Raw genomic sequence first — 26,943 nt, 5'->3', positions numbered from 1 at the left:
TGGGGCCAGTTGCCTCACCGCAAAATAATCAGATGCCCCAAAACGCTGGTCTGCTCAAACCCCAAAACACCCTGCAACGAACCCAACACCGCCTCTGGGTCCTTGCTCGGAAAACTGCCACTCACTCGCCGCGTCGCCAATTCATTGTTGAGCAGCACAATCCGCCCCGGGTAATACCGCCCCAAGTCCTGCACCACCTCAGCCAGCGTGGCCTTGTAGTAATTGAGCCACCCCTGACGCCACGCCAGCTGCGCTTCGCTGTCGACCGCACGCAGCTGTTGCGCCGAACCTTCCCCATACGCCACTTGCTGGCCGGCGATCAGAATCTGTTGCTCGCCGTGCTTGTCCGCGGTCACGCCGACCCGCCCGGACAGCACCGTAACTTGCGCGCCATGGGGTTGCAGACGCACTTCAAACTGCGTGCCCAACACCCGCGCCTGGCCCTTTTCAGCGTCGACCACAAACGGATCGCCTGTGTGGGTCACGCTGAAAAATCCGGCACCGCGACGTAGCTGAACGTGGCGTTCACCGCGACTGAAATCCACGGCGATGGCGCTGTCGGCATCCAGCGTGACGTGTGACTGATCGGCCAACGTAATGGTGCGAATTTCCCCTGGTGCAGACACGTAGTCCGCCCCCAGGTCATCGATCCAGCGCATCGGCTGCCAACCCGCGCCGAGGCCGATCATCAGCACCAGACACGCGGCCATGGCCAGCGCACCAGACCAGCGCTGCACGCTGGTGCGGCGAGATTGGTTCATGGCATTAAGGTAACCCTGCAAGGCAAACGCCTCTTCATCGGCCAGGGTTCGCGCCGGCACTTCGCTCAATTCCCACAGCACTTGCGCCTGGGCGTAAGCCTCGGCGTGGGCAGGATCGGCCTGCAGCCAGCGGCTGAATGTGAGTTGATCGCCGCTGCTGGGCTGGTCGTGCAACAGGCTCAGCCAGGCGAGCGCGGCCTGCTCCTGAGCGGGCGTCGGGGTGACGCGGTCGAGTTTATTCACGGTGCTTTCCCTGGCGTGCGCGTTGGCGGTTCCCGCAGGCTGGCCTTGCAGGCATCGAGGGCGCGCATCATATGTTTTTCCACAGCGCTTTGGGACAGGCCCATGGCCTTGGCGATCTCGGCGTACTTGCGCCCGTGGATGCGGTTGAGCAGAAAGATTTGCCGGGTGCGTTCCGGCAACGCGCGCAACGCCGCTTCGACGTGACGCAGGTCGTTGCCCGCCTCCAGCGCGGCTTGTGGCTCGCTGCCCTGGCTGTCCGGTTGATCCGGTATCCAGCCTTCGTTGACCCGCACCCGCGTGCCTTCGCTGCGCAAATGGTCGATGGCGATGTTGCCCGCGCAACGTAGCAGGTAAGTACTGAGTTCTTCGACTTGCACCAGTGGCCGCCGCCAGAAACGCAGAAACAAGTCCTGCACCAGATCGGCGGCGGTCGCTCGGCAGCCGACACGCCGGCTCACCAGCGCTTCCATCTGCGAACGCTGGGACAGGAACACCTCGAGGAAATGCGCACGGGCGCCGCGATGTTCTTCGTCGTGTGATTCAGGTGGATTGGTGATCATCACTGCGCAAACACGACGACGGGGCTCGCGAGCACGCTCAGCCCGGCCAACGCCAGAGCCAGACGCGGGCGATACGGCATCAACAGCACCAGCAGCAAAACGCTGAGCATCAATACCGCGAACCACTCCACCAATCCCAAGCCCCAACCGGTTTGCGACACCGCCGCCCATAAGGAAACCGTCAGCAGCAACCAGCCGCTCAGCTTGAACGCTTTGCGTCGCCGGGCTGAAGTCTTGCGCCCCAGCAATTCGGCATGATGCCGATCCATCGATAAACACAGCGCGGTGAAACCGCCATAACACAGCAGCAAGGTCAGCAACATTCAGTTCACCTTCTGCTCAAGCGTGATCGGTCGGGCACGTTCTTTAACAACGCGAACCGCCTGCCCGGAGCGCTGCATTTTCCACGCAGCCCAGGCCAGGAACAGGCCACTGCCCAGGCACGTCAAATCGAACCCGGCGAGCGTCCAGTCGCCTTGAGCCAGCGTCACACCCAAGTGGTAGGGCGTGGTCAAAACATTGAGCAGCGGCACACCGCAGAACAGCACTGCGGCCAGCGCCAACTGCTCGACCCACGCCGCGCGGCCACGGCGCACCACCGCATGAATCACGCTCACGCCCCAAACGATGAAGAAGCTGTTTACTTCCCAATCCGCTCTTGTCGCCATCTCGACCGGCAGCAACCGATTGGCCCAGAAGAACGCCGCGACCGCGACCACCAGCCCGGACATGCTGGCAATGTTCAGCACTTCCACCAGCCGCAGCTCGAAGGGCATCACCGCGCTATTCGCATGTTTGAGCTGCCGCTTGCCGAGCCAGATCACCAGCCCGGTGCCAATCATCGCCGTGCTCGCCAGACCGCAAATGAAGTACAGCCAGCGCAGCACGGGGCTCGCGAAATGGCCCATGTGCAAGCCATAGAAACTGCCGGCGATGGCCATTGGCACCGGTTGCTGCGGCGTGGCGCTGAGTTGTTGGCCGGTCACGCCGTTGAAGGTCACCGCGCTGCTGGCGTCATAGATCACTCGGTCGGCGTCGTCCCTTGAGACGACAATCGAGGCATTGGCATCTCCCGGATTGTTCACCGACAAACGTTCTGCCCGACCGCCCGACCACTGCGCGCGCGCCCGCTCCAACAGCGGCGCCATCGGCGCCAGATCAGCCGGTTTGCCGGCGAGTTCAGGTGTGCTGGAGGCCGGGAACACCTCCGCGTAAAACGTACGGGCATCGCCTTCGTACGAGGCCAGGATGCTCGCCGGCATCACCATCGCCATGAAAATCACCAGGCTGCTGTAAGTGATCATCAGGTGAAACGGCAACACCAGAACGCCCACCGCGTTGTGCCCGTCCAGCCAGGAACGCTGGCCTTTGCGGGGGCGGAAGGTGAAGAAGTCCTTGAAGATTTTCTTGTGGGTGATGATCCCGGTGATCAGGCCGATGAACATCACCATGGCCGCAATGGTCGACAACCAGCGGCCCCACGGATAGGGCATTTGCAGCTGGAAGTGGAAGCGATAAAAGAAGTCGCCGCCCCTGGATTCACGGCCCTGCACTTCGCTGCCGGTTTGCGCGTCGAGGAGTTTTTCGGTGAATTGCCCGCGCTCGCCGGGTTTTGCCGGCGACTGTTGCCAGCGCACTGACAGGCCCGGTTCTCGGGCACTTGGCAAATCGATCAGCCAGCGCGAGGCACCCGCTGCGTGATGCTGAAGGTAGTTTTGCGCCAGCGTCAAACTGGCTTCGGAGGTCACCGAACGCGCCGGGATTTCAGGCTGCATCCAGTGACTGATCTCGTCCTTGAAATAGGCGAGCGTGCCGGTCAGGAAAATCGCGAACAGCAACCAGCCGAAGGTCAACCCGGCCCAGGTGTGCAACCAGGCCATCGCCTGACGAAAACCCTCTTTCATACGTGGCCCATCCAATACGCCAGCCCTGACACCGCCGCCAGCACCAGGCCCGACACGATCAAACCGAACCAGGCCTGCCACGCACTGCGACTGGCAAAACACCAGAGCACCGCGACCAGATAGACCAGAAACGAAGTCATCATCCCGGTCACCACCGCTTCGGCCCGGGCCATCGGCAGCCATAAGCTCAGGCTGACACTGGCCAGCGCCGCGACGATATAGCCGCCCAACACCGCGGCCAGCACGCGAGAAGTGACGGCCAGTCGATAAGAAACAGGGAGCGTGCTGATTTTGCCTTTCATGTTTCGACCTTGAAACCGGGTGAGGCCGCGTGAAGGTCACGGGGCCAGCAAGCGCGCAATATTAATGATAAATATTCTCATACGCAAAACAGATCCGATTGCAGGGGCCATTCCACACCTCTACAATGCGAACAATTCTTGTTCTCTAACGTATCCGTTTGTGTCGGAGTGGTCCTGTTGCAGCCCGCCAATCCCGTCGAAGTCCTCTATCACGCCCACCACAACTGGCTCACCGGCTGGTTGCGGCGCAGGCTTGGCTGCCCGGACAACGCGGCAGACCTGGCCCAGGACACGTTCATTCGCGTACTCACTGCGCGGGAAACTCCGCAGATTATCGAGCCACGAGCGTTCCTGACGACGATCGCCAAACGCGTGCTGTTCAACCATTACCGTCGTCAGGATCTGGAACGCGCCTACGCCGAAGCACTGGCGCAACTGCCTGAGGTGTACGCGCCGTCCGAGGAAGAGCGGGCAATCATTCTGCAAACCCTGATGGAGCTGGACCAGTTGCTGGATGGTTTGCCGCGCCTGGTCAAACGCGCCTTTCTGCTGGCGCAGGTCGATGGCCTGACTTATCCACAGATCGCCGCCGAACTGGGGATTTCCATCGCCACGGTCAAACGCCATTTGAGTAAAGCCGCCATGCGCTGCTACTTCGCACTATGAATGGCGCTCCCGACTTTTCTTCCCAGGTCGCCGAGCAGGCGGTGCACTGGCTGATGGAAATGCAGCAAGGCCCGCTGAACCCGCGCCATCAACAGGCCTGGCAGCAATGGCACGATGCGCACAGCGAGCATCAACGGGCGTGGGAACATATCCAGCGGGTCAATCAGCGACTTCGCAGTTTGTCTTCACCGCTGGCCCACGCGGCGCTCAATGCGCCGAAGTCCGGCGGCCGACGTCAGGCTCTGAAACTGCTGCTGATTCTAGGCGCCGGTTCTGCGGTCACCTGGGGCATGCGCGAACACAACGTGCTGCCGCCGTTGCTCGCCGATTACCGCAGCCCCATCGGTCAGCGGCGCAAGGTTGCGCTTGGCGCAGGCAATCAGTTGCAGCTCAACACCGCGAGTTCGGCGGACGTGCGCGTGGACGGTCAGCAACGGCTGATCCGTTTGCTGGAGGGCGAACTGCTGCTGACCGCCACCCAGGCGTTTCAGGTGCAGACCGCGCAGGGTGTTTTGACGACACAAGGCGGGCGATTCAACGTCCGGCAGTTCGCTGATCGCACGCAGGTGGCGGTGTTCGAGGGCAGCGTCGAGGTGACCCCGGACGGTGGCACACCGCTGGTTTTGCCAGCCGCCCGGCAACTGGGTTTCGGCCCGCGAGGCGTGGGCAAACCGCTGCCGCTGGACGCCAACAGCGGCGCTTGGGCCGACGGCATGCTGGTGGCCGCGCACATGCGCCTCGGGGATTTTCTCGACGAGCTTGGCCGGTATCGTCGCGGGCAGCTTAATTGCGATGCGAAGGTGGCGGATTTGTTGATCTCCGGGACGTATCCGCTGGACGACAGCGAGCGGATTCTTGATCTGCTGGAAATCAGTTTGCCGGTGAAGGTCAGGCGCTTTACGCGGTATTGGGTGACGGTCGAAGCGAAGGTGTAATTCTGGAGCGCGACACAATACCTGTGGCGAGGGAGCTTGCTCCCGCTGGGCTGCGAAGCGGCCCCAAATTTACGACTGCTGCGCAGCCGAACGGGAGCAAGCTCCCTCGCCACAAAAGCCAGCCAGTGTCAGCCCAGCAAAAAAGTTTTCATCCAGCGTGAGCCGTTTTTCAGATCTGGCGTGACAGAGAAGGAAAGCCCCCTTGATTCCACCTTCTCAGGATCGTCGTCCATGCACCCCACCCGCCTCACTCCGCTGGCCCGCACCCTGCGCCAACTCTTGCTGGGTGCCAGCCTGAGCTTCGGCGTGCTGCCGCTCGCACTTGCCGCCGATGCCAAGCCGTACCACATCGCCCCGTCCTCGCTGGAAAACGCCCTCAATCAGTTCGGCCGTGAAGCCGGCGTGCTGATTACCTTTGGTTCGCAAATCACCAGCGGTGTGCAAAGTCGTGGCCTGGAAGGCAACTACACCCCATCCCAGGGCTTGAACGCTTTGCTCGAAGGCACCGGCCTGCAAGCTCGCGCCGAGGGCGACAATGCCTTCAGCCTGCAACCGGCGGGCGATACCGCGCTGGAGCTGGAAACCTCGAAAGTGGTCGGCGACTGGCTTGGCGATGCGGCGCAAATCAACGTCTTCGAGCATCCCGGCGCACGTGATGTGATCCGTCGCGAAGAGTTCGAACGCCAGGGCGCGACCCAGGCCAAGGACGTGCTCAACCGTATCCCCGGCGTGAACGCACCGGACAACAACGGCACCGGCAGCCATGACATGGCGCTGAACTTCGGCATTCGCGGTCTCAACCCGCGCCTGGCATCGCGCTCGACTGTATTGATGGACGGCATCCCGGTGCCCTTCGCCCCCTATGGCCAGCCGCAGTTATCGTTCGCTCCGGTGAGCATCGGCAACATGGATGCGGTGGACGTGGTGCGCGGCGGCGGCGCGGTGCGTTACGGCCCGCAGAACGTCGGCGGCGTGGTCAACTTCGTGACCCGTGCGATCCCCGATGAACCAACGGTGAAAGGCGGTTTCCAGACCGAAACCAGCCCGTCCTCCAGCCACGACGGTTTCAAAACCACCGGCAACTTGCTGGCCGGCGGCACCGCCGACAACGGCTTGGGCGGTGCGCTGTTGTACTCCGGCACCCGCGGCGGCGACTGGCGTGAACACAGCGACACCGAAATCGACGACCTGATTCTCAAGGGCAAGTATCAGCTCGATCACGCCAACAGCTTCAACGCGATGGCTCAGTATTACGAAGGCAAGGCCGACATGCCCGGCGGCCTGAACGTCGCCGATTACGACGCCGACCCGTACCAGTCGACCCGCCCGAAAGATCAGTTCTGGGGCCGCCGGACGATGTTCAATGTCGGCTATCGCTATCAGGAAGATCGCCGGGAATTCACCGCCAACACCTTCTTCACCAAAACCCTGCGCAGCGGTTATCTGGATCAGGGCACGTTCCTGTCGCTGTCGCCGCGCGAGTATTGGGTACGCGGTCTGGAAACCCGTTTCGCCCAAGGCTTTGACCTCGGCCCGACCAGCCATGAAGTCGGCGTAGGTTATCGCTACATCAATGAAGCCGGCCACGAACTGCGCTACCGCGAACCGATCGCCAACAATACCTTCCCGACCACCAACAGCCGCAATGACCGCGACACCCGTGGCGGCACCGAGGCGAATGCGTTCTTCGTCGACGACCGGATCGACATCGGCAAGTGGACGATCACCCCAGGCATTCGCTACGAGATGATCGATTCGCAGCAGACCAACAACCTGACCAACGTGAAGTACAAGGGCGACTACAACACCGCGCTGCCGGCGTTGAACGTGCTCTATCACGTGACGGACACCTGGAATCTCTACGCCAACACCGAAGGCTCGTTCGGCAGCGTGCAGTACAGCCAGATGCCAAACCGGGTGACCAGCGGCGAAGTCAAACCGGAGAAGGCGCGGACCTGGGAGTTGGGCACCCGTTACGACAACGGTGCGCTGAGAGCGGAAATCGGCGCGTTCCTGATCAACTTCGACAACCAGTACGAAAGCAATCAGACCAACGATTCGGTGATCGCCCGGGGCGAGACGCGTCATCAAGGCATTGAAAGCAGCATCAATTATTCGCTGGATGATTTGAGCCCGTCGCTGGCCGGTTTTGATGTCTACGCCACTTACGCCTATGTAGACGCGACCATCCGCGAAGACGGACCGAACAAGGGCAATCGTGTGCCGTTCTCCTCGAAACACAAAGGCACGATCGGGGTGGGCTACACCGAAGGCGCCTGGAAGCTGAACCTGGACAGCAACTACCAGAGCGACCAGTTTGCCGACAACGCCAATACCTCGGCCGAAAGCGCTGATGGCAGCACGGGCAAGATTCCTGGGTACATGTTGTTCAGCAGCCGCGCGGCGTATGACTTCGGGCCGAAATTGTCGGATTTGAATGTGGCGGTGGGGGTGAAAAACATCTTCAATCACCAGTACTTCACCCGGTCGTTTGATGACAACAACAAGGGCAAGTACGTGGGGGAACCGCGGACGGTTTATGTGCAGACGTCGGTGGCGTTTTGATTACTGTCGACATTACTTGAGATTGTCATAGGCCTGTGGCGAGGGAGCTTGCTCCCGCTGGACTGCGAAGCAGTCCCAAAACCTGCAACCGGGTTGTATCAGGTAAACCGTGTTAGCCGGTCTGCGACTGCTTCGCAGCCGAACGGGAGCAAGCTCCCTCGCCACAGGTAATCATGGAGCCAGCGGAATCGGTGAACACCGCAAACGAGAACGGGCCTGCATCAGCAGGCCCGTTTTCAGTGGGAAGGTAAAAATTAAATCAGGCTTCAGCCGTTTTGTGCAGCCTGTTCGTTCTCGAGAAACTCGTCTTCCAGCAGCGCATCGGCAGCGACTCGTTCGAACGGCACCACAGCGGCACGTGGTTTGCCCCGCAGTTTGCCGAACAGATGCTCAAGCGCGTGTTCAAGTTTTTCGGCCGCACCGTCGATCGCCAGTTCCAGGCTAGCGGCTTTATGAGTGACAGAAATCGGTTGGTGGCCTTTTGGCCGCGCTTCCAGCTGGCAGCGCATGTCATGGGGACCTGGCTTGTCGCCGTTCTCGTCCCGCAGATGAACCTCGACGCGTGTCAGGTCCTCTTCATAACGTTCAAGCGTGCTCTCAATGGTAGTACGTACCCACTCCTCCAGTCGGATGCTGCTTTGAATATGGTTATCGCTGTTGACTTGGATTTGCATAGTTCATCCCTTATTTCAGCTAGCTTGCGAGAGGCGCATCGGCTGGCCCTTGGGCGTCATCACCGTGGCCTCTTACTTACACAATCGGTCTGCGCGCAGAACATTTCAACCCCTAAAAAAAGATAAATATGGATTCGCAAAAAAAGTCGGACAACGGCCAAAAGCGCTGTTAAGGTCGGGAGTTGGGTCGACTCGCTTATTCGTCACAATTACTCACATCTGCCGCTCCGCCAGTGGGTGCAGAGTCCGGAAAATCCCCGCCTCCTCTACCAGCCAATCATGCACCGCACGGACGCCCGGATGACTCAGCGCGCCAGGCGCATAGAGCAGCACGTAACGCTTGTGATTGGGCACCGCCAAACCAAACGGCACAATTAGCGTCCCCCGCTCCAGCTCATCGTTGAGCAACGTTCGCCGCGCAATCGCTACACCCATGCCGGCAATCGCCGCTTCGATGGTCAGGTGATTGCGATTGAAGGTATGCCCGCGCCGCACGTCCGCGCCCTCGAAGCCAATGGCATTGAGGTAGAACTCCCATTCCGCGTACTCGTAACTGCCGCGCCAGGCGGTGATGTCGTGCAGCAGCGGAAAGTGAATCAGGCCCGCCGGACCGTGCAGCGGTGGTCGCCCGCGCAGCAGGCTGGGGGCGCAGACCGGGAAGATCTGCTCGTCGAGCAGGGTTGTGGATAACAACCCGGGATAACTGCCGTCATTCAGGTCGATCGCCAGGTCGAAGTCACCCTCGTGCAGCGGCACGCTGCTGTCCTCGGCCACCAGGCGCAATTGAATGTCCGGAAAGCGCTGCTGCAATCGCGGCAGGCGCGGGGTCAGCCATTTGCTCAGGAACGATGGAATTGAACGCACACGCAGAATCCCGCTGATCATTCCCGCATCCAGTCGTCGCAATTCCGCATCGATGCTGCCGTAAGCCTCGTTGACCGTAATGGCCAGTCGCTGGCCCTCGGCGCTCAATTCCACACCGCGAGCACGGCGGTGAAACAAGCGAAAGCCCAATCGCTCTTCCAGTTGGCGAATTTGCTGACTGACTGCACCCGGCGTGATGTGCAGCTCTTCAGCGCAACGGGTGAACGACAAGTGCCGCGCGGCACAGGAAAACACGTGCAGCCAAACGTATGTCTGGGCGTGCAATTGGCGACTCATTGTTTAGTCCTGCTAAAGGCTTTCTTAGGAAGTTTCGTTGGTCACGAAGGACCGAGGTAGGCAGTATCGCCGACATTGCGCTTGTCCTACAAAAATGGCAGCGATTTCTCTTCCATTGCTTGTATAGGCTTTAGCATGGCTATCAGTGTTTTCGATCTCTTCAAAGTCGGCATCGGTCCGTCCAGTTCCCACACCGTCGGCCCGATGCGCGCCGCGGCGACCTTTGCCCAGGCACTGATTGACCAGGATTTGCTCGACGCCGTCCGTCGGGTCGAAATCCGCCTTTACGGTTCCCTCTCGGCCACCGGCGTCGGCCACGCCACCGATCGTGCCTGCGTCATGGGCCTGATGGGCGAATGGCCGGACAGCATCGATCCGACCACCATCGACAGCCGCATCCACACCCTGCGCGAATCCGGCGAACTGTCTCTGGCCGGCCAAAAGACTATTGCCTTTAACTGGCAACGGGATCTCCTGCTGCTCGACGAAAGCCTTCCTTACCATCCCAATGCCATGTCCCTGACAGCCTTCGGCGAAACCGGTGAACTGTCGGAGCAAACGTACTACTCAATTGGCGGCGGCTTCATCATCGAAGCGGCGGAAGCCGAGTCCGGCATCGCGCCGACCAGCGACGTGGTGTTGCCGTACGATTTTTCCAGTGCCGCCGAATTGCTCAAACTCTGCAACCAACACGGTCTGCGCGTTTCCGAGTTGATGATGGCCAACGAATTGGCCTGGCGCAGCGAAGCCGAGATCCGTCAGGGTCTGCTGCACATTTGGTCGGTGATGCGCGAGTGCGTCGAGCAAGGCATGCGTCACGAAGGCATCCTGCCGGGCGGTCTGAATGTTCCCCGTCGCGCAGCGAAATTGCACCGCAGTCTGTTGGAAATCGGCAAGCCGAATGTCATCACTTCCACCTTGTCGGCCATGGAGTGGGTCAACCTGTTTGCTCTCGCCGTGAACGAAGAAAACGCAGCGGGCGGACGCATGGTGACGGCGCCGACGAACGGTGCGGCTGGGATCATTCCGGCAGTGCTGCACTACTACATGAAATTCAACCCGGACGCGTCGGACGATGACGTTGTCGCGTTCTTTTTGGGCGCGGCGGCCGTAGGAATTCTCTGCAAGAAAAACGCGTCTATCTCCGGTGCCGAAGTCGGCTGCCAAGGTGAAGTCGGCTCTGCCTGCGCCATGGCTGCTGCCGGTCTGGCGGACGTACTCGGCGCCACACCCGAGCAACTGGAAAATGCCGCCGAAATCGGCCTGGAACACAACCTCGGCCTGACCTGCGACCCGGTCGGCGGCCTGGTGCAGGTGCCGTGCATCGAACGCAATGCGATTGCTGCCGTGAAGGCGATCAACGCCACGCAAATGGCCCTGCGCGGTGACGGCAAACACTTCATTTCCCTGGACCGGGTGATCCGCACCATGCGCGATACCGGCGCCGACATGCACGACAAATACAAAGAGACTTCACGGGGCGGCCTGGCAGTGAGCTGGGTGGAGTGCTGAGGAGCATTCCCTGACCGCCCGTAACCGTGAGCCCGAGCAAGAACAATAACGAGGCCAAACGATGACCGATGTACCTACACCTGCTGCCGATAATCCTGCTGTAGAACTCACACGCGACACAGCCATAGCCACCAAGGGCTGGAGCAAACACGACACCACCTGGATGCTCGGCCTCTACGGCACGGCGATTGGCGCCGGCACGCTGTTCCTTCCGATCAACGCCGGTGTGGGCGGCTTCTGGCCGCTGCTGATCCTGGCGGTGCTGGCGTTTCCGATGACCTACTTTGCTCACCGAGGCCTGACCCGTTTCGTGCTGTCAGGTCGCTCCGGAGACATCACCGAAGTGGTGGAAGAACACTTCGGCGTTGGCGCTGGCAAGCTGATCACGCTGCTTTACTTCTTCGCGATCTTCCCGATTCTGCTGGTGTACAGCGTGGCGCTGACCAACACCTTAAGCAGCTTCATGGAGCATCAATTGCACATCGCCCCGCCACCGCGAGCGATTCTGTCGTTGGTGTTGATCCTCGGCTTGATGGCGATCGTGCGGTGTGGCCAGGGCGTCATCGTCAAATGCATGAGCGTGCTGGTTTACCCATTCGTCGCGGCGTTGCTGCTGCTCGGTTTCAGCCTGATCCCAAACTGGAACGGTGCGTTCTTCGCCACCGCCAGCGAAGGCATGCCGATGCCGCTGTTCTTCAAGACCTTGTGGCTGGCAATCCCGGTCATGGTGTTCTCGTTCAACCATTCTCCGATCATTTCTGCCTTCGCCGTTGACCAGAAACAGCGCTACGGCGAGCACGCCGAGCGCAAGAGCAGCGGCATTCTCGCCATCGCCCACGCCATGATGGTGGTGACGGTGATGTTCTTCTGCTTCAGCTGCGTGCTGGCGCTGTCCCCGGCCGATCTGGCGGCGGCGAAGGCACAGAACATCTCGATCCTGTCGTACCTGGCCAACCACTTCCAGACCCCGGTCATCGCGTATGCCGCGCCGCTGATTGCGCTGGTGGCGATCACTAAATCCTTCCTCGGCCATTACATCGGCGCCAGCGAAGGCTTTCAGGGCCTGATCGTGAAAAGCCTGCGGGGCCGTGGCCGAGTGATGTCCGCGAGCTGGCTGAACCGCCTCACCGCGCTGTTCATGATCCTCAGCTGCTGGGCCGTGGCGACCTTCAACCCGAGCATCCTCGGCATGATCGAAACCCTCGGCGGGCCGGTCATTGCGTGCCTGTTGTTCCTGATGCCGATGTACGCCATCCGCCGCGTGCCGGCCTTGCGCCAGTACTCCGGCCAGGCGTCGAACGTGTTCGTGGTGCTGATCGGTTTGATTGCACTGTCAGCGATCATTTACTCGTTCATGCCCTGAAACGGGCAGGCAAAAAGAAGACGGGCCACAGGGCCCGCCTCTTTTTTGCCACGATCATTGTTCGACAATTTTTCCGGCACGTCCCTTGCTACATCACCGGCGAGGCAAAAGGACTTTTGAAAACCTCAGCGAGCGGCCTGCCGATGGTCTGGTAGTGCGAACCAACCCGATCATGGCCGGTCAACAACTGCACGTTCAATCAGGCGGTGACGCACCATGGACAACCCATTTCAGCTCATTACCGATGCCTTTGCAGCGGACTATCAGATCAACCTGAGCATTCAGGGTCTGGACGGCAGCATCATGCTGACCCTCTCCAACAGCGGCCATGTGGTTGCCAAGCGGATGATCAGCGCCGAACAACGCAATGACCCCAAGCGCCTCAAACGCCTGGTGCAAAGCATTCAGTTCGGCATCGCCATCGAACAGGGCCACAGCGCCATGACGATCCTCGAAGCCATGACCGATGGCGACAATCGCAACCCGCCGCCGCCCCAAGTCAAAGCCAAGCCCCGCCCAACCATCGGGCTTTAAATCTCGCCCTTCTCCACTTCTGGATGTTCACCGGAACCCGCACCGATCTTGCGTTGCGGGTTCTCGATCTTTACCGAAGGAAATTGCGACGAAGCGTAACGCACCACCAGAATCGCAAACGCCAGCAGCAGAATCCCGCCGCACAGGTAGATGATGCCAAGGTCCGGCGGATTGTGGTGCGAGACGTTGGAAATCAGCAGCCGCGTCAGCGCCGTGATCGCCACGTAGATCAGAAAGCGCACCGGCATGTGGTTGGTCTTGAAGTAAATCCCGACCATCGCCCCCAGTTCCAGGTAGATGAACAGCAGCAAGATGTCATCGATCTTGATGTCCCCTTCTTCGATCATCCCCAGAAATTCCATCACCGCCGCCCAGGCGGTCACTGCACCGATGGCGAAAAGCGCCAGGTAATGGAAGGTCTCGACGAACAGGTTGCCCAGGGACTCGGCCAATTGATGCACGTTCTGCCGCAGGTTCTCGGCCCAGTTGATTTTCACGATGATTCTTCCTTAGCTCGGTTCGAGCGGATGATGCGGGTTTGACGTGACGGTTGTTCTGCATGCAGAAAAAAGGCCAGAGGCGCCTGCCATATGATGGCGAGGTGCTCTAAAACGCGCTCCGTGGCGTTTGGTCGCACCCACCCCGGCCACCTCCAAACCTGTGGGAGTGGGCTTGCTCGCGATTGGAGCACCTCGGTCCACCTGACAAACCCTGATTTCGGTCTACATTAAAAAGCCACTACCCAAAGCGCAGGGATTCGCTTATCCTTTTCGCTGTATATAAATACAGTGGTCGAAACAGACAACTATCGTGAAGGCATGTGAGGTGGTGAATGGCCGTCGAAGTGGTATACCGCAGCAGCCGAGATCTGGAGCGCTTGTTCATGGATAAAGCCGAAGCTGACCGTCATGACAAAATGCTCGAACTGGCTGAATTGCTGGCTGAAGTGTTGCAAAAAGCCGTTCCGTCCCTGACCGAACAGCAAGTGGAAGAAGCCGGGATCTACATGGCGAAGAACCGCGATGTATTTGCCAAGGCATTCAAGAGCCAGCCGGATGCTTTGTCCGAACTGCTGAATGCGCCGGCAGAAGTGGTTGAAAAGGCTGAACCGGTAGAAGTGGCTGAAGCCGCTGAGCCGACCAAGCCAGCCAAAGCTGCCAAGACACCGAAGTAAACGACGCCCAAATTGAATAGGCCCTGAGTCGAATGGCTCAGGGCCTTTTTCATGTCTGGAGTAAAGGTATGGCTCAGCGGTACAGCACTTTCTCCGCCAACTCGTCCGCTACCCGTGCCGGGGACCGTTTTTCGGCCTGGGCATGGGCGAAGACTTCGGTCAGCCGCGAGGCGATTTTCGACAGGTGTGCGGTGATTGTCGTGAGCTCTTCGCCACGGTGTTTGAGCGAAACGTAGATCAGCCCGCCGGAATTGATCACGTAATCCGGCGCATACAAGATCCCGCGCCGCTCCAGTTGATCCGCGACTTCCAGGTGAGTCAGCTGATTGTTTGCAGAACCGGCCACCGCCGAGCAGCGCAGTTGCGTCACGCTGTGGCTGTTGAGCACACCGCCCAGGCCGCAGGGCGCGAGAATGTCGCACGGCGTACTGAGCAGCGCGTCGTTGGCAATCGGGTGAGCGCCCAGTTGCTCCATCGCCAATTGCACCTTGCCGTGATCGATGTCGCTGACCAACAGTTCGGCGCCAGCGGCGTGCAGTTGTTCGGCCAAGGCATAGCCGACGTTGCCCAGCCCCTGAATGGCCACTCGCAGGCCTTCGAGGTTATCGCTACCCAGACGAGCCATGGCGGTGGCACGAATGCCGGTGAACACGCCCATCGCTGCGTGAGGTGCCGGGTCGCCCGCTGAAGTGGTGCTGGTGACGTGTTGGGTCTGTTGGGCGATGCAATCCATGTCCGCCACCGAAGTGCCGCTGTCGATCGCGGTGATGTAGCGCCCGTCGAGCTGATTGATGCAGCGTCCGAAGGCTTCGAACAACGCGGCGCGGTTTTCCACATGCACCGGTCGAACAATCACCGCCACCCCGCCGCCCTGGGCCAGGCCAGCCAGCGCCGCCTTGTAACTCATGCCCTGAGCCAGGCGAATGGCATCCTCGACCGCAGACTCGTCGCTGGGATAGGCAAGGTAACGACATCCCCCCAGGGCAGGCCCCAGACGGCTGTTATGGATGGCAATGACCGCCTTCAACCCGGTGACCGGATCGACGCTCAGATGCAGCGATTCAAGGCGAGTGCTTTGCATGAGAGCGAACATCGTCGGGCTCCCGAATCACTTCTTGTAGTCGCCAGTATAGGCTTGCGCCCAAAATTTGCAGAAGCGCACCGGAATAAGCAGCGCCGCAATGCAGGCTTTCGGACATAACCTGATACCGCATGTGTGCAGCACTGGACGAATGCCGGCGACGGGGCTAAAACGAGGCATTGCCCGGAGATTTTGATGACCCCGCGCCAACATTTTTTTGATTGCCTGCAACGATCACCGCCCGCGCTGTTCGAGGCAGCGCTGTGGATGGCGGCCGAGCACGACAAAGAGGTGGATCCCGAAAAAGTCCTGGCAGACTTCCGAGACCTGCAACAGCGGGTCAGTTATGGCTTACCGATGTTGCCGGTGAGCGAATTGGCCCAGCCGCTGTTGCGGCGGATGAATGACCTGGGGTTCGCCCAGGACGACTTCACGCCGCTGCGCCCGCAAGTGGCACTGCTCAATAAGGTGCTGGAGCTCAGGCGCGGTCAGCCGCTGTCCCTGGGGCTGATTGCGCTGGAATTGGCCAAACGCCTGGAGATCCCTATGGTCGGGGTCAATTTCCCCGGGCACTTCCTGCTGCGGGTGCCGGGGGCCGATCATCTGCTGGACCCGTGCGGCGGGCGCCGCTTGTACCCCAACGATTGCCGTGAATTGCTGCAACGCCAGTACGGCCCGAACATGAAACTCAACGCCGAGCATTTGCTGACCGCCGAGCCGGCGCAGATGCTGCAACGTCTGTCACGCAACCTGCGTCAGTTATACCTTTCCCACGATGACTACATCGGCGCCCTGATCGACGCCGAGCGCGTGCTGGAACTGGGCAACGCCAACGCCTCCGATTACCTGGCCCGGGCCAGCCTCTATCAACGGCTGGACTGCCCGAACGCCGAACGCTTCGACCTGGAGCATGCGCTGCTGCTCAGCGACGACCCGATCCAGCGGATTCGCCTGACTGAACGCTTGGGGCATCTACCACCCAACTCGATCGTCCATTGATCCCTTGTGGGAGTGAGCCTGCTCGCGATTCAGACGACGCGGTTTATCAGGTAAACCGCGTTATCGTTCATCGCGAGCAGGCTCGCTCCCACATTGGGCCGGCGTGAGGCTTCAGGGGGTATCGGGCTGGTTAGCCGGGTGAGCCTTGATGAAAGCGGGATGCTGCGCCGCCAGTGCCGCCACTCGACGAATCCGTGGATACGCTTCAAGCGAAATGTTGAACCGCTCGGCTGCGTACAATTGAGGTATCAGATAGACGTCCGCCAGACCCGGCTGCGCCCCAAAGCAATACCCCTCCTCCCCGATCAACTGCTCAACCGTCGCCAACCCCTGGCTGATCCAGTGGCCGATCCACTCCACCACCTGCGGTTCATCGTGGCCCAGTTGCCGCAGCTTGTTGAGCACGCTGACGTTGTGCAGCGGATGCACGTCGCAGCCAATCACTGCCGCAACACCACGCTCGTGAGCGCGCGCGGCCAGGTCTTTGGACAGCAGCGGCACCTGTGGATAACGTTCCTCCAGGTACTCGATGATGGCCGGTGACTGAATCAACAGCTCGCTTTCATCGGTGCGCAAGGCCGGCACCCGGCCTTGCGGGTTGATGGCCAGGTACGGCGTTTGCCGGTGCTCGCCACCTTGCGGCGCGATCAGGTTGACCGGCAGTGCCTGGTAATCCAGGCCCTTCAGTGCCAACGCGATGCGCACCCGGTAAGAAGACGTCGAACGGTAGTAGGTATAGAGCTCCATGACTCGATCCTCTTAGCGTGCTGCGATCACTTTGCCACGGCATTCGCCGAACCCGATGGAGGCAAAACCGTCGCGGCTGCAACGGGCGCGCAGGATGATTTCGTCGCCGTCTTCAAGGAATTTGCGCATCTCGCCCGACGCCAGTTCGATCGGCTTTTTCCCGCCCTCGGTGATTTCCAGCAAGCTGCCGAACTGACCGTTTTCCGGCCCCGACAAGGTGCCCGAACCGAACAGGTCACCGGCCTGCAATTGGCAACCGTTGACACTGTGGTGCGCGACCATTTGTGCCACGGTCCAGTACATGTGTTTGGTGTTGCTGAGTGTCAGGCGATGGGCCGGCAGTTTTTGCTCGCGCAGGCCTTCTGTGAGCAGCAGCACTTCCAGCTCGATGTCGAATGCGCCTGCGGCTTGATCACGCTTGTCGGACAGGTACGGCAGCGGCTGCGGGTCGCCTTCCGGGCGCGCCGGCTGAGCACGACGGAACGGCTCAAGCGCCTCGGCCGTCACGACCCACGGCGAGATGCTGGTGATAAAGCTCTTCGACAGGAACGGCCCCAGCGGCTGGTATTCCCAGGCCTGGATGTCGCGCGCCGACCAGTCGTTGAGCAGGCAGAAACCGGCAATGTGATCGGCAGCATCGCCAATGGCGATCGAGTCGCCCATGTCGTTGCCCTGACCGATCCAGATGCCCAGCTCCAGTTCGTAATCCAGACGTGCGCACGGGCCAAACGTCGGCTCGGTCTGGCCGGCCGGCAAGGTCTGGCCTTTCGGACGGCGAACGTCGGTGCCGGACGGGCGAATGGTCGAGGCGCGGCCGTGGTAGCCGATCGGTACGTACTTGTAGTTCGGCAGCAATGGGTTATCCGGGCGGAACAGTTTGCCGACGTTCTGCGCGTGTTCGATGCCGACGTAGAAGTCGGTGTAATCGTTGATTTTCGCTGGCAGGTGCATCGCGCAATTCGCCGCCAGTGGCAGCAGTTTTGCGCCTTGGGCTTCGATCTTGCCGTGCAGGGTGCTGCCTTCAGCGAACAGTTCCAGCAGACGTTCACGCAAGGCAACGCGAGCCTCGCGACCCAGCTCGAAGAACGCATTGAGCTGGCCGCCACGGGTGGCTTCTACTGCAGTTTTTGCGACGCCTTCGAACAGGCCTGCGTCCAGTGCGGCTTCCAGATCAAAAATGTGTTCGCCGATGGCCACACCGCTGCGCGGTGCCGAGCCGTTCACGCTGAACACACCCAGCGGCAGGTTTTGCAGCGGGAAATCAGCATGGCCGTTGGCGGAAGAAACCCAGCTGCGAGTGATGGAAGTCTGAGTCATGGGTTATCTCCGGGTCGGGTCGAAAGTGGCGGGCAGCGTGGCCCAGCAGGCATCGTAATTGTTTTGCAGTTGCGGGCAATCCAGGGCGAAACGGCTCGGGCGCAACACCTGGCTGGTCTCGAACATGAACGCCATGGTGTTGTCGATTTTCGCCGGTGCCAGCTCGGCGTTGATCGCCTTGGTGCAGGTTTCGCCGTCCGGGCCGTGGGCGCTCATGCAGCTGTGCAAGGACGCACCGCCGGGCACGAAGCCTTCGGCCTTGGCGTCGTACTCGCCCTTGATCAGGCCCATGAATTCGTTCATCAGATTGCGGTGGAACCACGGCGGACGGAAAGTTTTCTCGGCCACCATCCAGCGCGGCGGGAAGATCACGAAGTCCAGATTGGCCAGGCCGTGGACGCTGGTCGGCGACGTCAGAACGGTGAAAATCGACGGATCCGGGTGGTCGAAACTGACCGTGCCGATGGTGTTGAAACGGCGCAGGTCATATTTGTACGGCACGTTATTACCGTGCCAGGCGACGACGTTCAGCGGCGAATGATCGAGCTCGCAGCCCCACAACTGGCCGAGGAATTTCTGCACCAGGGTGGTCGGTTGCTTGAGGTGTTCGTAATGCGCGACGGGCGTCAGGAAATCCCGGGCATTGGCCAGACCGTTGCTGCCGATCGGCCCCAGGTCTGGCAGGCGCAGTGGCGCGCCATGGTTTTCGGCGATGTAGCCGCGAGCTTGCGGGTCGAGCAATTCGACGCGAAATTTCAGACCGCGCGGCAGCACGGCGATTTCCAGCGGCTCCAGTTCCAGCACGCCCAATTCGGTGGCGATGCGCAGGCGACCCTGCTCGGGTACCAGCAACATTTCACCGTCGGCATTGAAGAACACGCGCTCCATGGAGCGGTTGGCGCGGTAGCTGTAAATGCTGATCCCGGCCGGTTTGTCCGCGCCCGAATTGGCGGCCATGCTCACTAGCCCATCGATGAAATCGGTCGGCTCGGTCGGGATGTCCAGCGGGTTCCAGCGCAGGCGATTGGGGGTCACTTCACCCAAAGGGCCACCGGCCAGTTGCCGATCCAGTTTGACGAACGCCGGGTGATTGGCCGACGGCTGAATCCGGTACATCCAGGTGCGCCGCGCTTCGCTGCGGGCCATGGTGAACGCGGTGCCGGAGAACAGTTCGGTGTAGAGGCCGTAAGGGGCTTTTTGCGGGGAGTTCTGGCCGACGGGCAGTGCGCCAGGCAACGCTTCGCTGCTGAATTCGTTGCCGAAGCCTGATTGATAAGCCAGCGCTGGCGCCGTTGAATCGAGGTTCATGGAGCCTCCTGAACAGGGAGTAGGCAATGGCCTGTCGCTCTGCTGCAGAGTTCTCGGCATGCCCGGGTTATTTTTGTCGTAATTCGATTACGCATAACGTAATTTGATTGGTATTGACCGTCAAGCTATAAAGACGCCCATTCGTCCCGGGATCAGACCGCCTTCATGGAAACGCCGCGCAACAACGACAAACAGAAAGTCCGCTCGGCCGAGGTCGGTACTGACATCCTCAAGGCACTGGCGGAGTTGTCGCCCTCGACCTCGTTGTCACGCCTGGCGGAACACGTGCAGATGCCGGCAAGCAAGGTTCATCGGTATTTGCAGGCGCTGATCGCCAGTGGGTTTGCCGAGCAGAACACGGCCACCAATCACTATGGCCTGGGCCGTGAAGCCTTGCGCGTCGGCCTTGCCGCACTCAACAGTATGGACGTGCTGAAAGTCGCCGCCCTGCCCTTGGCCGAGTTGCGCGATGAACTGAACGAAACCTGCTTTCTGGCGGTGTGGGGCAATCAGGGTGCGACCGTGGTGCATATCGAACCGGCCGTGCGCGCGGTGACGGTGGTGACGCAGTTGGGCTCGGTGTTGCCGTTGCTCAGCTCATCCACTGGCCTGGTGTTTGGCGCATTTCTACCGAAGCGGGAAACCGTGGACTTGCGCGATCAGGAACTGCAAAACGCTGCCGACCACGTCTTGGCGGACGATCAAACCTATATGGCCTTGTGCGAACAGATCCGCGAACGCGGCCTGCATCATGTCCATGGGTTGTTGATGCCTGGGGTAGACGCCTTGTCGGCACCGGTATTCAACGCCGTGGGGAATGTCGCGGCGGTCTTGACCATCGTTGGCCCGACCTCACTCTTTCACGCCGACGAAAACGGCCCGGCGGCGCAGCGATTGCTAGCGGCGACGCGGGCCGTGAGTTGGCGGATGGGGTATGAACCCTTCCGACCCGCCTGACACTACTCATTATCAGGCGGTCATTCACCCACCTGGAATCAAACCAGGGTGGTTTTGCTCCTATTGGCATCTTCTTCATCAAGTACTTGCTGGATAATTTCCTGCAGGCGCTCATGCCCCAGTGTTTGCCCCGTCGCCTTGGCGACCAGGCTCACCACAGACTTTGCTTCGCCCATCAGGTGAATCAAACCTTTCTGCACCTTAGTTACTTTATCGCCGCCCAAGGTTCCCTTGCCCAGTGTCACAAGACCAACGAGCGCGTCCTTGAAGTGGGTAAACGACGCGTCGTAATCCCCATAATATTGAGCTTTTACACCGTCGTAGAAGCTTTTACTCACTTCGACGGCGGTGACCACCAAACCGACTGGAGGGACCACCAGACTTATAATGGTTGCAGCCAATAAGACATTGTCGTAAATCAGACCCGCAATAATTTCATTGAGGCTAGTTGTTCGCGCATCAATGTCGTCAATAACCCGTTTGATTTTGACTTCGTAAGACGTGCGTAAGTTTCTGACCCTCATATTGACCATGGGTCCTGGCGATTTTACCGTACCGACAGTAGCCTGTAGTTCATCAAAATAGTCATTTACGATCTTCTGATCGAGTATCTTGACCCGATTGATATAGTAATCCCTTAACGATCCTTGACGGACACGAATGGAACCGACAAAACTGCTCGCCGGACGGAATGCCACACCATCTGGCGCATTGGGTGTGTACAGGAAATCATCAAGACGACTCCCGACACGCGCCCTGAATATATAGACACCTTCAACGTCCCGTGTTGTTTTCAGACGAAATTTATAGATACTTTCACTGTCGACAACAGGATCCGAATGGGGTTGTGATGCAGGCACTTTAAGGCTGGTGACCAGGCTGGTCAAACCCGTGAATTGGTCGAGACTCAATCCGCCTTCAAAATATTGTGTTAGTACATCCCGATGCATCTCAGCGAGTACACGCTTGAAATTAACCTCGCGCCTGATTTTTCCGGATGGAAGACTAAACGTTAAGTAATCAGACTTTAGCAACTCGATATATTTGTCACCCGAGCGCAAGGTTTTGGACCACCCGGAAATATGGCGAATATCAAGTTTATCGATAGTCGGGTGTCCTGCAATTACATAAAACTTCGGATACGATCCCGGAAGCGGCTGAGGACTGCGATTAGCCTCGAAACTACGCCCCTCGATGATCAGGCTTGTCAAAGACATTTGTTCGTCGCTGCTAATCTGTACATGGATAAGATCCGGGTCGACAGAGACATAACTTCCCTGGGAGCGAAGTACCTCTTCAACTCTGTCTTTGATCAGTTCGCGCGAGAATGCTTCAAAAGAAGGAAATCCGAGGTCACGAGCCTCTAATGTATACAGGGCCTTGAGTTCGGTGCTGAGTCGGGCATGCTGCTGGCGCAACAAGCGCTGTGCACGCCGGTAATTTAGAGGAGCCAAGCGATTGACTTCTGCAAGCGTCCACCGATAAGTCATCAGCGCAAAACCATCCAGCGCCGTTTGCGAAGTACTTCTGAGAGGTGCAAGGTTAACCGGGATTCGCTCCAGAAGATGTTGCAATTCGCGCATGACCTCACTTACCCGGACCTGGTCATTGGGATTGACAAGCGAGTTGGCATAAGCGGGATCTTCACTCATCCAGCGCTTAAGGTGAGCTGCAAAATCGTTGAAATTATTAAACCGTAAAAATTGGTACTGTCCTTCGGGATTCCTCAAGAACACTTGCTGCGTTCCATAGGTGGATTGCGGGCCTTGAAAAACCAGTACGTCTTGTAGCGGATAAGTTGCCCCTGCGACATTAATACCGTTTACGGAAACTGCCGCGTCTCCCAGCATTCCACGATTGACCAGATTCACATCGGCGTCATTGAATTTTCCCGAATAGCGCGCAACATACAGCTCATATTCCAGCTTGCTTCGCTGCTGATTGCGCAGGGCATCGAAATACTCCATAGGTGGCACGGATGATTGCATCTCAACGAAGTCCACCCGCACGTCGACGGTCTGCAGCCAGCTTTCCAGTCTGGCAGCGGTCAGGCCGGCCAGGGACTCTGTCCCGTCCAGACGTATCGAAACTCGCTGGCCAACGTCGTGCAGACCAAACGTCACAAACTCCGTAAGTGTTCGGCTGTCCTCCTGAATGATCGTTTTGCCTTCGACCTTGATTTCATATCGGCTATGTACCTGCACGGTATCCGAATCACATTGGATACCCAGTGCACTCTGGCTCCACTGCGAAACTCGCCGGCGTGCATATTCCTTAAGCGAAAAAAATTTGTTGAATGCAGCCTTCAACTCTTGCTGATATTTGATCTGTGAATATTCAAGCTCTTCATAACGTTGCTGTATTACCTTGGTTGCAGACGTTAACCATGCCGGCCATTCAGTGCGTTTTATCGCCCCTCGCAGCGATTCAAACTGCGCCAGCCAATCATTTTTAATCGCAGCCAGAGACTGGACAGATTCCAGTGCAGCGACCCGGAGTTGACCGTCGACCTCTTGCCTGCCGAACAACTTCGTAAATTCAGCTTTCTGGCATTTCAACCGAACACTGGCAAAATACTCAAATACACTTCCTTCCAGATTAATATATTTGATATCACCGCCAGGAACAGACAATCGCGAGCAAAGCACCGCGTGCAACTCATTGCTCGTGTCTAAATATTCAAAGCCATAATCCGGTGTGTATACCACATAACCATACGCATCACCATTAAGCGGTAGTTCACTGGGTGAGAACCCGCTGGTATGCACTACGAAACTTGCCGTCAGACGAAGATCTACGTTTTCATCATTGCTAATTATCTTGTATATGGATTTCCCGGCATCCGACATCACAAGATCAGCGACGCGGCGTCCTTGATGCTCGTCTATTTTGCCGCCAATAACACTCAAAGACAGTTCCGCCAACAACGTTCGAGCCAGAGAATGTTGCAACACATCTTTGTGAGTACTGCCTGGCTTGCCCGTTGCAGGCGCCGCCCAATAGTGTTTTATGGCCGCCTGATGTTCCGTATGCAGAGACTTTAGAGACTGATCCAGAATTTTTTCAATTTTCGCGATATCCAGGCCCGCGACACTGAATTCCTTGGCATTGGTATCGGGGCGATTAAAAACACCATCATCACCAATAACATAGTTAGGGAAAATGCCGCTATTCATACATTCAAAAAACACTGCCAACAGCGACCCAATCGGTCGGCTTCCGAGGTCCTCTGCATAGCTGCCTCGATTGATGAAAATCTTGTCTATCTCTACCGCTGGATTATAAGCACGAACTTTTTCAATCAATCGCTCGCGCACCATTGTTTTGAACGAAGGAATGTTTTTCAACACATCAACCAAACGCTCGCCTGCCAAGGCGGCTCTGTCCAGTTCACTGGCACCACTGGTTTTCTGGCCCATCGAATCAATCATCAAACTTGTGTATACCTTGCCCATCTTCACGGATCCTTTATAGAGTTAAGACTTGAAGCAACTCCTGTCGCCCCAACAACGCCGCCAACTCTATCGATTAACTTTCTCCAAGCGAACAAGTGGTTTATTTCAACTCATGTGAATCACCATAACTTCAAAAACCTGGCCTTCGCAACTGCTTGCGTTCGCCGTTCAACCCCCAGCTTTCCATGAATCCTTCGCGCATGTGTTTTTACGGTATGTACTGAAATATAAAGTTGCTCGGCAATTTGCTGATTCGAATTACCCTGGGCAATTAACGTCAACACTTCCAACTCTCGGCGGCTTAGTAGACTGTCGGCGGTTAACTCTGTTTTCCTCAACGCGCAGGATGAAAGCAGATCAGGTTGGCGCAGACTTAACTCTCGCAGTGACTGCTGCAAATTACAGCGCTCAATCAGGGATAACCCTTTTTGTAAAATCTCTTGAGATTGAGTGACATTGCCTCTTAACCATTCGACTTGAGCGAGCACCAGATGCAGTTCGGCTTCCAGGCTAACCATGCCTTGCTGCTGCGCCACATCCAGACGATGTTGAAGTTGGGCCAGGGGGGCGTTGGTCGGTTCAAGCTGGGTATCGGCGATGGCCAGCAAGTATTCGATACGTGGAATAAGTTCCAGCGTCGCGGGGGGTGCTTGTCGTGCGCGTGGCCCTCGGTAATGGCGTAATACGCGCGTCAACGCTTCATGAGCCAGCTGTGGACGATTTTGCTGCAACCAGAAATGGCTACTGACTTGCAGCAGGACACCGCGGTAAACCGTGTCCGGAATCTGCCGTTGTTGCATCAGTCTCTCTGCGTCGCGCAGCAAGACGAATGCCTGGGCATAGTCGCACTGGTTGGCCGCCAATTGCGCCAGACCGAGAAAGCCATAAAGCACACGTTTGTCGTGGCTGCGCAGGCACTGTTCCAGGCCGGTCCGAAAGAACGCCTCGGCGCGCTCATCGTGTCCTTGGCACAATGCAAGCCGGCCGCGCCGCAGCGCGATTCGCCCCAGCAACGGCACAGGTCGCTCGACTGGCTGACTCAGCAACTCATGGATGTTCGCGAGCAAGTGTTCGGCACGTTGGGGAGCCCCCCGCTGCTCCAGCAATTGTGCATGATCAAGCTCCAGCAACCCCTCGAAGACCAGCGAACCTTGCGCACGCGCCAGGCACAAAGCATCACGGTTCATCGCCTGAGCGACATCCAGTTCGCCCCGCAGCAATGCCTGCTGCGTCAACCCCGACAAACACATCACGCGCACGGTCCAGAACTCCGGGCCGAGGTCATTCAGCGCTTCGAGAAAATGCGCGCGCGATCCGTCCATCCGCCCTTGAAGATGTAACAGCCAACCCTGCTGAGCCTGCCACCGTGCAATCAGTTGCCGCTGCAGAATCGCCGATGGCTGCGGGGTGAATCGCGCCAGTTGTTCGATGCAATCGCCAGCTTGCTCGAATCGCCCGGCAAACAACGACGCCGCCGTGATCAACCCGACCAGTTGTGGCGAACCGAACATCAGCGCTTCGCCTTGTTGCTCGTACAACCGCAACAACAGCACGACCGTCTGCTCCTCGAACAAATGTTCGAAACTGAAATGCTGCAACAGGCTGACCGCGACCTCGAATTCTTCAGCGAGCAAGGCTTGTTCGAAAGCCGCTTTCCAGTCCAGTTCGGCGGCAAACCACTGGCAGGCGCGGCGATGCCAGGAACGTCCGGCCGGCCATTGCTCATCGCGCATCAATTGCGTGAGCGGAGGGAATATCTGCAGCCAGTCGGCCGAATCGTGCCAGGGCTCGATAAAGCACCCCAGGTCCTGCAACGTCTTCAGACATTGCGCGCCCTCCCCCGCGCCAAACAGGTGATCGCAAAGCCGAGCATTGAAGCGCGGCAAATGCGCGAGCACCCGCCAGACTTCCGTCAACTCCGGGGTCAGGCTGGTGAACAGTTCGTGCTCAAGGTAATCGAGCAAGGTGTCCGGTCGGCTGTGATGTGGGTCGTTGCGCGACCAGTCGCATTTTTGCAGCAGCGCAACGCGTACACCGGCGCACCAGCCGCCACTGCGCTGGATGATTTTGCTGGCGGCGGTTCCGGCGTCGGCCGGTGTCAGGTGATGCAATAGCGAGGCGATTTCAGTTTGATTGAAGGCCAGCGTGGCGCGCTCGCCTTCGTACAATTCGTCATCGAGCAGCAACCGTGGCCAATTGCATTGCGGGCGACGGCGGGCACCCAGCCACCAGGTCAGCATCGGACTGCTGACGGCCAACATGCGATCGAGCAGTTGGTCGAGTTCCGGGTTTGGAACGCGGCAGTAATCATCGAGAAACAGCCAGGTCGGCGCCTGCAATCGAGCCAGCGCGCCGAGCATTGCCGACTCTTCTGACGAGGCCAACCCCAGCGCTTCTGCCACACGCTGACGAAAATCCGTCGCACTCATCACCACGCCAGACAACGGCAACCAGCACACCCGGCAGTGCGGCGGCGCCTGCAACAGGCAGTCGGCGAGCAGCGCGGTCTTGCCGCTGCCAGCCGGTGCGCAGAGTAATTTCACCCGTGATGTGGACGCCAGCAAAGGCTCGGTCAAGCGATCACGCGACAGGTGATGAGAGGACAGACGGGGCAGGAATCCAGAACGGTCAAGACACGGGGTCATGGCGGTCATTGCGGCGTGCCTATTTATAATTGTCCGGCAACCCTAGCCCTCTCCAACCCGCTTGTTGAGAAGTATTCAGG

At 58.9% G+C, this 26,943-nt stretch carries 22 protein-coding genes and 1 pseudogene; 9 read left to right on the top strand and 14 right to left on the bottom strand.

The genetic code is table 11. The features are described 5' to 3' along the window. Nucleotides 1-14: 14 nt before the first annotated feature. Genes ACA070_RS04655 through ACA070_RS04635 form a run of 5 tightly spaced genes read right to left on the bottom strand, consistent with a single transcriptional unit; the run spans nt 15 to nt 3,770 of the window. Nucleotides 15-1,004, bottom strand: a complete 990-nt coding sequence (locus ACA070_RS04655) for a FecR family protein (RefSeq protein WP_497450218.1) — start codon at nt 1,002-1,004, stop codon at nt 15-17. Then, nucleotides 1,001-1,564 (bottom strand): RNA polymerase sigma factor, encoded by a 564-nt coding sequence (locus ACA070_RS04650; protein ID WP_497450217.1) that lies wholly within the window; start codon nt 1,562-1,564, stop codon nt 1,001-1,003. Before ACA070_RS04650 ends, ACA070_RS04655 begins: the two co-directional genes overlap by 4 nt. Continuing rightward, nucleotides 1,564-1,887 (bottom strand): DUF3325 domain-containing protein, encoded by a 324-nt coding sequence (locus ACA070_RS04645; RefSeq protein WP_497450216.1) that lies wholly within the window; start codon nt 1,885-1,887, stop codon nt 1,564-1,566. The genes ACA070_RS04650 and ACA070_RS04645 overlap by 1 nt, the downstream gene beginning before the upstream one ends. Then, a complete protein-coding gene (locus tag ACA070_RS04640; protein ID WP_497450215.1) occupies nt 1,888-3,468 on the bottom strand; it encodes a PepSY-associated TM helix domain-containing protein in 1,581 nt (526 codons plus the stop codon). Further along, a complete protein-coding gene (locus tag ACA070_RS04635; protein ID WP_497450214.1) occupies nt 3,465-3,770 on the bottom strand; it encodes a DUF3649 domain-containing protein in 306 nt (101 codons plus the stop codon). Before ACA070_RS04635 ends, ACA070_RS04640 begins: the two co-directional genes overlap by 4 nt. Nucleotides 3,771-3,947: 177 nt before the next feature. On the opposite strand from ACA070_RS04635, the gene ACA070_RS04630 reads away from it, so the two are divergent. The 3 genes from ACA070_RS04630 to fecA all read left to right on the top strand — a co-directional run bounded on the left by ACA070_RS04630 (nt 3,948) and on the right by fecA (nt 7,936). Continuing rightward, complete coding sequence (locus ACA070_RS04630; protein ID WP_497450213.1) at nt 3,948-4,436, top strand: sigma-70 family RNA polymerase sigma factor; 489 nt, start codon at nt 3,948-3,950, stop codon at nt 4,434-4,436. After that, nucleotides 4,433-5,371, top strand: coding sequence for a FecR domain-containing protein (locus ACA070_RS04625; protein WP_497450212.1), 939 nt, complete (start codon nt 4,433-4,435; stop codon nt 5,369-5,371). The genes ACA070_RS04630 and ACA070_RS04625 overlap by 4 nt, the downstream gene beginning before the upstream one ends. Before the next feature lie 231 nt (nt 5,372-5,602). Further along, nucleotides 5,603-7,936: a TonB-dependent Fe(3+) dicitrate receptor FecA gene (gene fecA, locus ACA070_RS04620; RefSeq protein WP_497450211.1), complete on the top strand. Its 2,334-nt coding sequence runs from the start codon at nt 5,603-5,605 to the stop codon at nt 7,934-7,936. A gap of 266 nt (nt 7,937-8,202) precedes the next feature. Here fecA and ACA070_RS04615 read toward each other — a convergent pair whose 3' ends face one another. Continuing rightward, nucleotides 8,203-8,610, bottom strand: coding sequence for an HPF/RaiA family ribosome-associated protein (locus tag ACA070_RS04615; RefSeq protein ID WP_497450210.1), 408 nt, complete (start codon nt 8,608-8,610; stop codon nt 8,203-8,205). Nucleotides 8,611-8,823: 213 nt separating this feature from the next. Further along, on the bottom strand, nt 8,824-9,771 hold the full coding sequence (locus ACA070_RS04610) for a LysR substrate-binding domain-containing protein (RefSeq protein ID WP_497450209.1): 948 nt from the start codon (nt 9,769-9,771) through the stop codon (nt 8,824-8,826). Between the two features lie 135 nt (nt 9,772-9,906). On the opposite strand from ACA070_RS04610, the gene ACA070_RS04605 reads away from it, so the two are divergent. From ACA070_RS04605 to ACA070_RS04595, 3 genes are all read left to right on the top strand, one after another. Beyond that, nucleotides 9,907-11,283, top strand: a complete 1,377-nt coding sequence (locus tag ACA070_RS04605; protein WP_497450208.1) for an L-serine ammonia-lyase — start codon at nt 9,907-9,909, stop codon at nt 11,281-11,283. Nucleotides 11,284-11,344: 61 nt separating this feature from the next. Further along, nucleotides 11,345-12,646 (top strand): HAAAP family serine/threonine permease, encoded by a 1,302-nt coding sequence (locus ACA070_RS04600; RefSeq protein ID WP_497450207.1) that lies wholly within the window; start codon nt 11,345-11,347, stop codon nt 12,644-12,646. A 216-nt stretch (nt 12,647-12,862) separates the two neighbouring features. Then, nucleotides 12,863-13,180 carry a DUF3509 domain-containing protein gene (locus tag ACA070_RS04595; protein ID WP_497450206.1) on the top strand — a complete coding sequence of 106 codons (318 nt, stop codon included), beginning with the start codon at nt 12,863-12,865 and terminating at the stop codon, nt 13,178-13,180. Here ACA070_RS04595 and ACA070_RS04590 read toward each other — a convergent pair. Then, a complete protein-coding gene (locus ACA070_RS04590) occupies nt 13,177-13,677 on the bottom strand; it encodes a phosphate-starvation-inducible protein PsiE (protein WP_131061150.1) in 501 nt (166 codons plus the stop codon). The two genes, ACA070_RS04595 and ACA070_RS04590, sit on opposite strands and share 4 nt — an antisense overlap. Before the next feature lie 335 nt (nt 13,678-14,012). On the opposite strand from ACA070_RS04590, the pseudogene ACA070_RS04585 reads away from it, so the two are divergent. Then, nucleotides 14,013-14,267: pseudogene (locus ACA070_RS04585) on the top strand (YebG family protein); the annotation flags it as partial. 160 nt (nt 14,268-14,427) lie between these two features. On the opposite strand, the gene ACA070_RS04580 reads toward ACA070_RS04585, so the two are convergent. After that, nucleotides 14,428-15,447 carry a Glu/Leu/Phe/Val dehydrogenase family protein gene (locus ACA070_RS04580; protein WP_219095759.1) on the bottom strand — a complete coding sequence of 340 codons (1,020 nt, stop codon included), beginning with the start codon at nt 15,445-15,447 and terminating at the stop codon, nt 14,428-14,430. Between the two features lie 183 nt (nt 15,448-15,630). Between ACA070_RS04580 and ACA070_RS04575 the strand changes: the two genes are divergently transcribed. Beyond that, nucleotides 15,631-16,434 carry a SirB1 family protein gene (locus ACA070_RS04575; RefSeq protein ID WP_497450205.1) on the top strand — a complete coding sequence of 268 codons (804 nt, stop codon included), beginning with the start codon at nt 15,631-15,633 and terminating at the stop codon, nt 16,432-16,434. Nucleotides 16,435-16,545: 111 nt separating this feature from the next. Here the strand turns inward: ACA070_RS04575 and maiA are convergent, their stop codons facing one another. From maiA to hmgA, 3 genes are read right to left on the bottom strand one after another with little or no spacing between them, the layout of a single operon-like run. Beyond that, nucleotides 16,546-17,181, bottom strand: a complete 636-nt coding sequence (gene maiA / locus ACA070_RS04570; RefSeq protein ID WP_497450204.1) for a maleylacetoacetate isomerase — start codon at nt 17,179-17,181, stop codon at nt 16,546-16,548. A 12-nt stretch (nt 17,182-17,193) separates the two neighbouring features. Further along, entirely contained in the window at nt 17,194-18,498 is a 1,305-nt protein-coding gene (gene fahA, locus ACA070_RS04565) for a fumarylacetoacetase (protein WP_497450203.1), read from the bottom strand. A gap of 3 nt (nt 18,499-18,501) precedes the next feature. Beyond that, nucleotides 18,502-19,806 carry a homogentisate 1,2-dioxygenase gene (gene hmgA / locus ACA070_RS04560; RefSeq protein ID WP_497450202.1) on the bottom strand — a complete coding sequence of 435 codons (1,305 nt, stop codon included), beginning with the start codon at nt 19,804-19,806 and terminating at the stop codon, nt 18,502-18,504. A gap of 165 nt (nt 19,807-19,971) precedes the next feature. On the opposite strand from hmgA, the gene ACA070_RS04555 reads away from it, so the two are divergent. Further along, nucleotides 19,972-20,763, top strand: a complete 792-nt coding sequence (locus tag ACA070_RS04555) for an IclR family transcriptional regulator (protein WP_497450201.1) — start codon at nt 19,972-19,974, stop codon at nt 20,761-20,763. Nucleotides 20,764-20,801: 38 nt separating this feature from the next. On the opposite strand, the gene ACA070_RS04550 is transcribed toward ACA070_RS04555, so the two are convergent. Both ACA070_RS04550 and ACA070_RS04545 read right to left on the bottom strand, forming a co-directional pair. Then, on the bottom strand, nt 20,802-24,218 hold the full coding sequence (locus ACA070_RS04550; RefSeq protein WP_497450200.1) for a dermonecrotic toxin domain-containing protein: 3,417 nt from the start codon (nt 24,216-24,218) through the stop codon (nt 20,802-20,804). 119 nt (nt 24,219-24,337) lie between these two features. Next, the gene (locus ACA070_RS04545; protein WP_497450199.1) at nt 24,338-26,872 is read right to left on the bottom strand and encodes a LuxR C-terminal-related transcriptional regulator; all 2,535 of its coding nucleotides are present in this window, start codon (nt 26,870-26,872) and stop codon (nt 24,338-24,340) included. Between the last annotated feature and the right edge of the window lie 71 nt (nt 26,873-26,943).

Source organism: Pseudomonas sp. LBUM1678 (assembly GCF_059695575.1).
The sequence above is the reverse complement of the archived record's forward strand: the minus strand, read 5'-3'. Positions and strand labels throughout refer to the sequence as shown.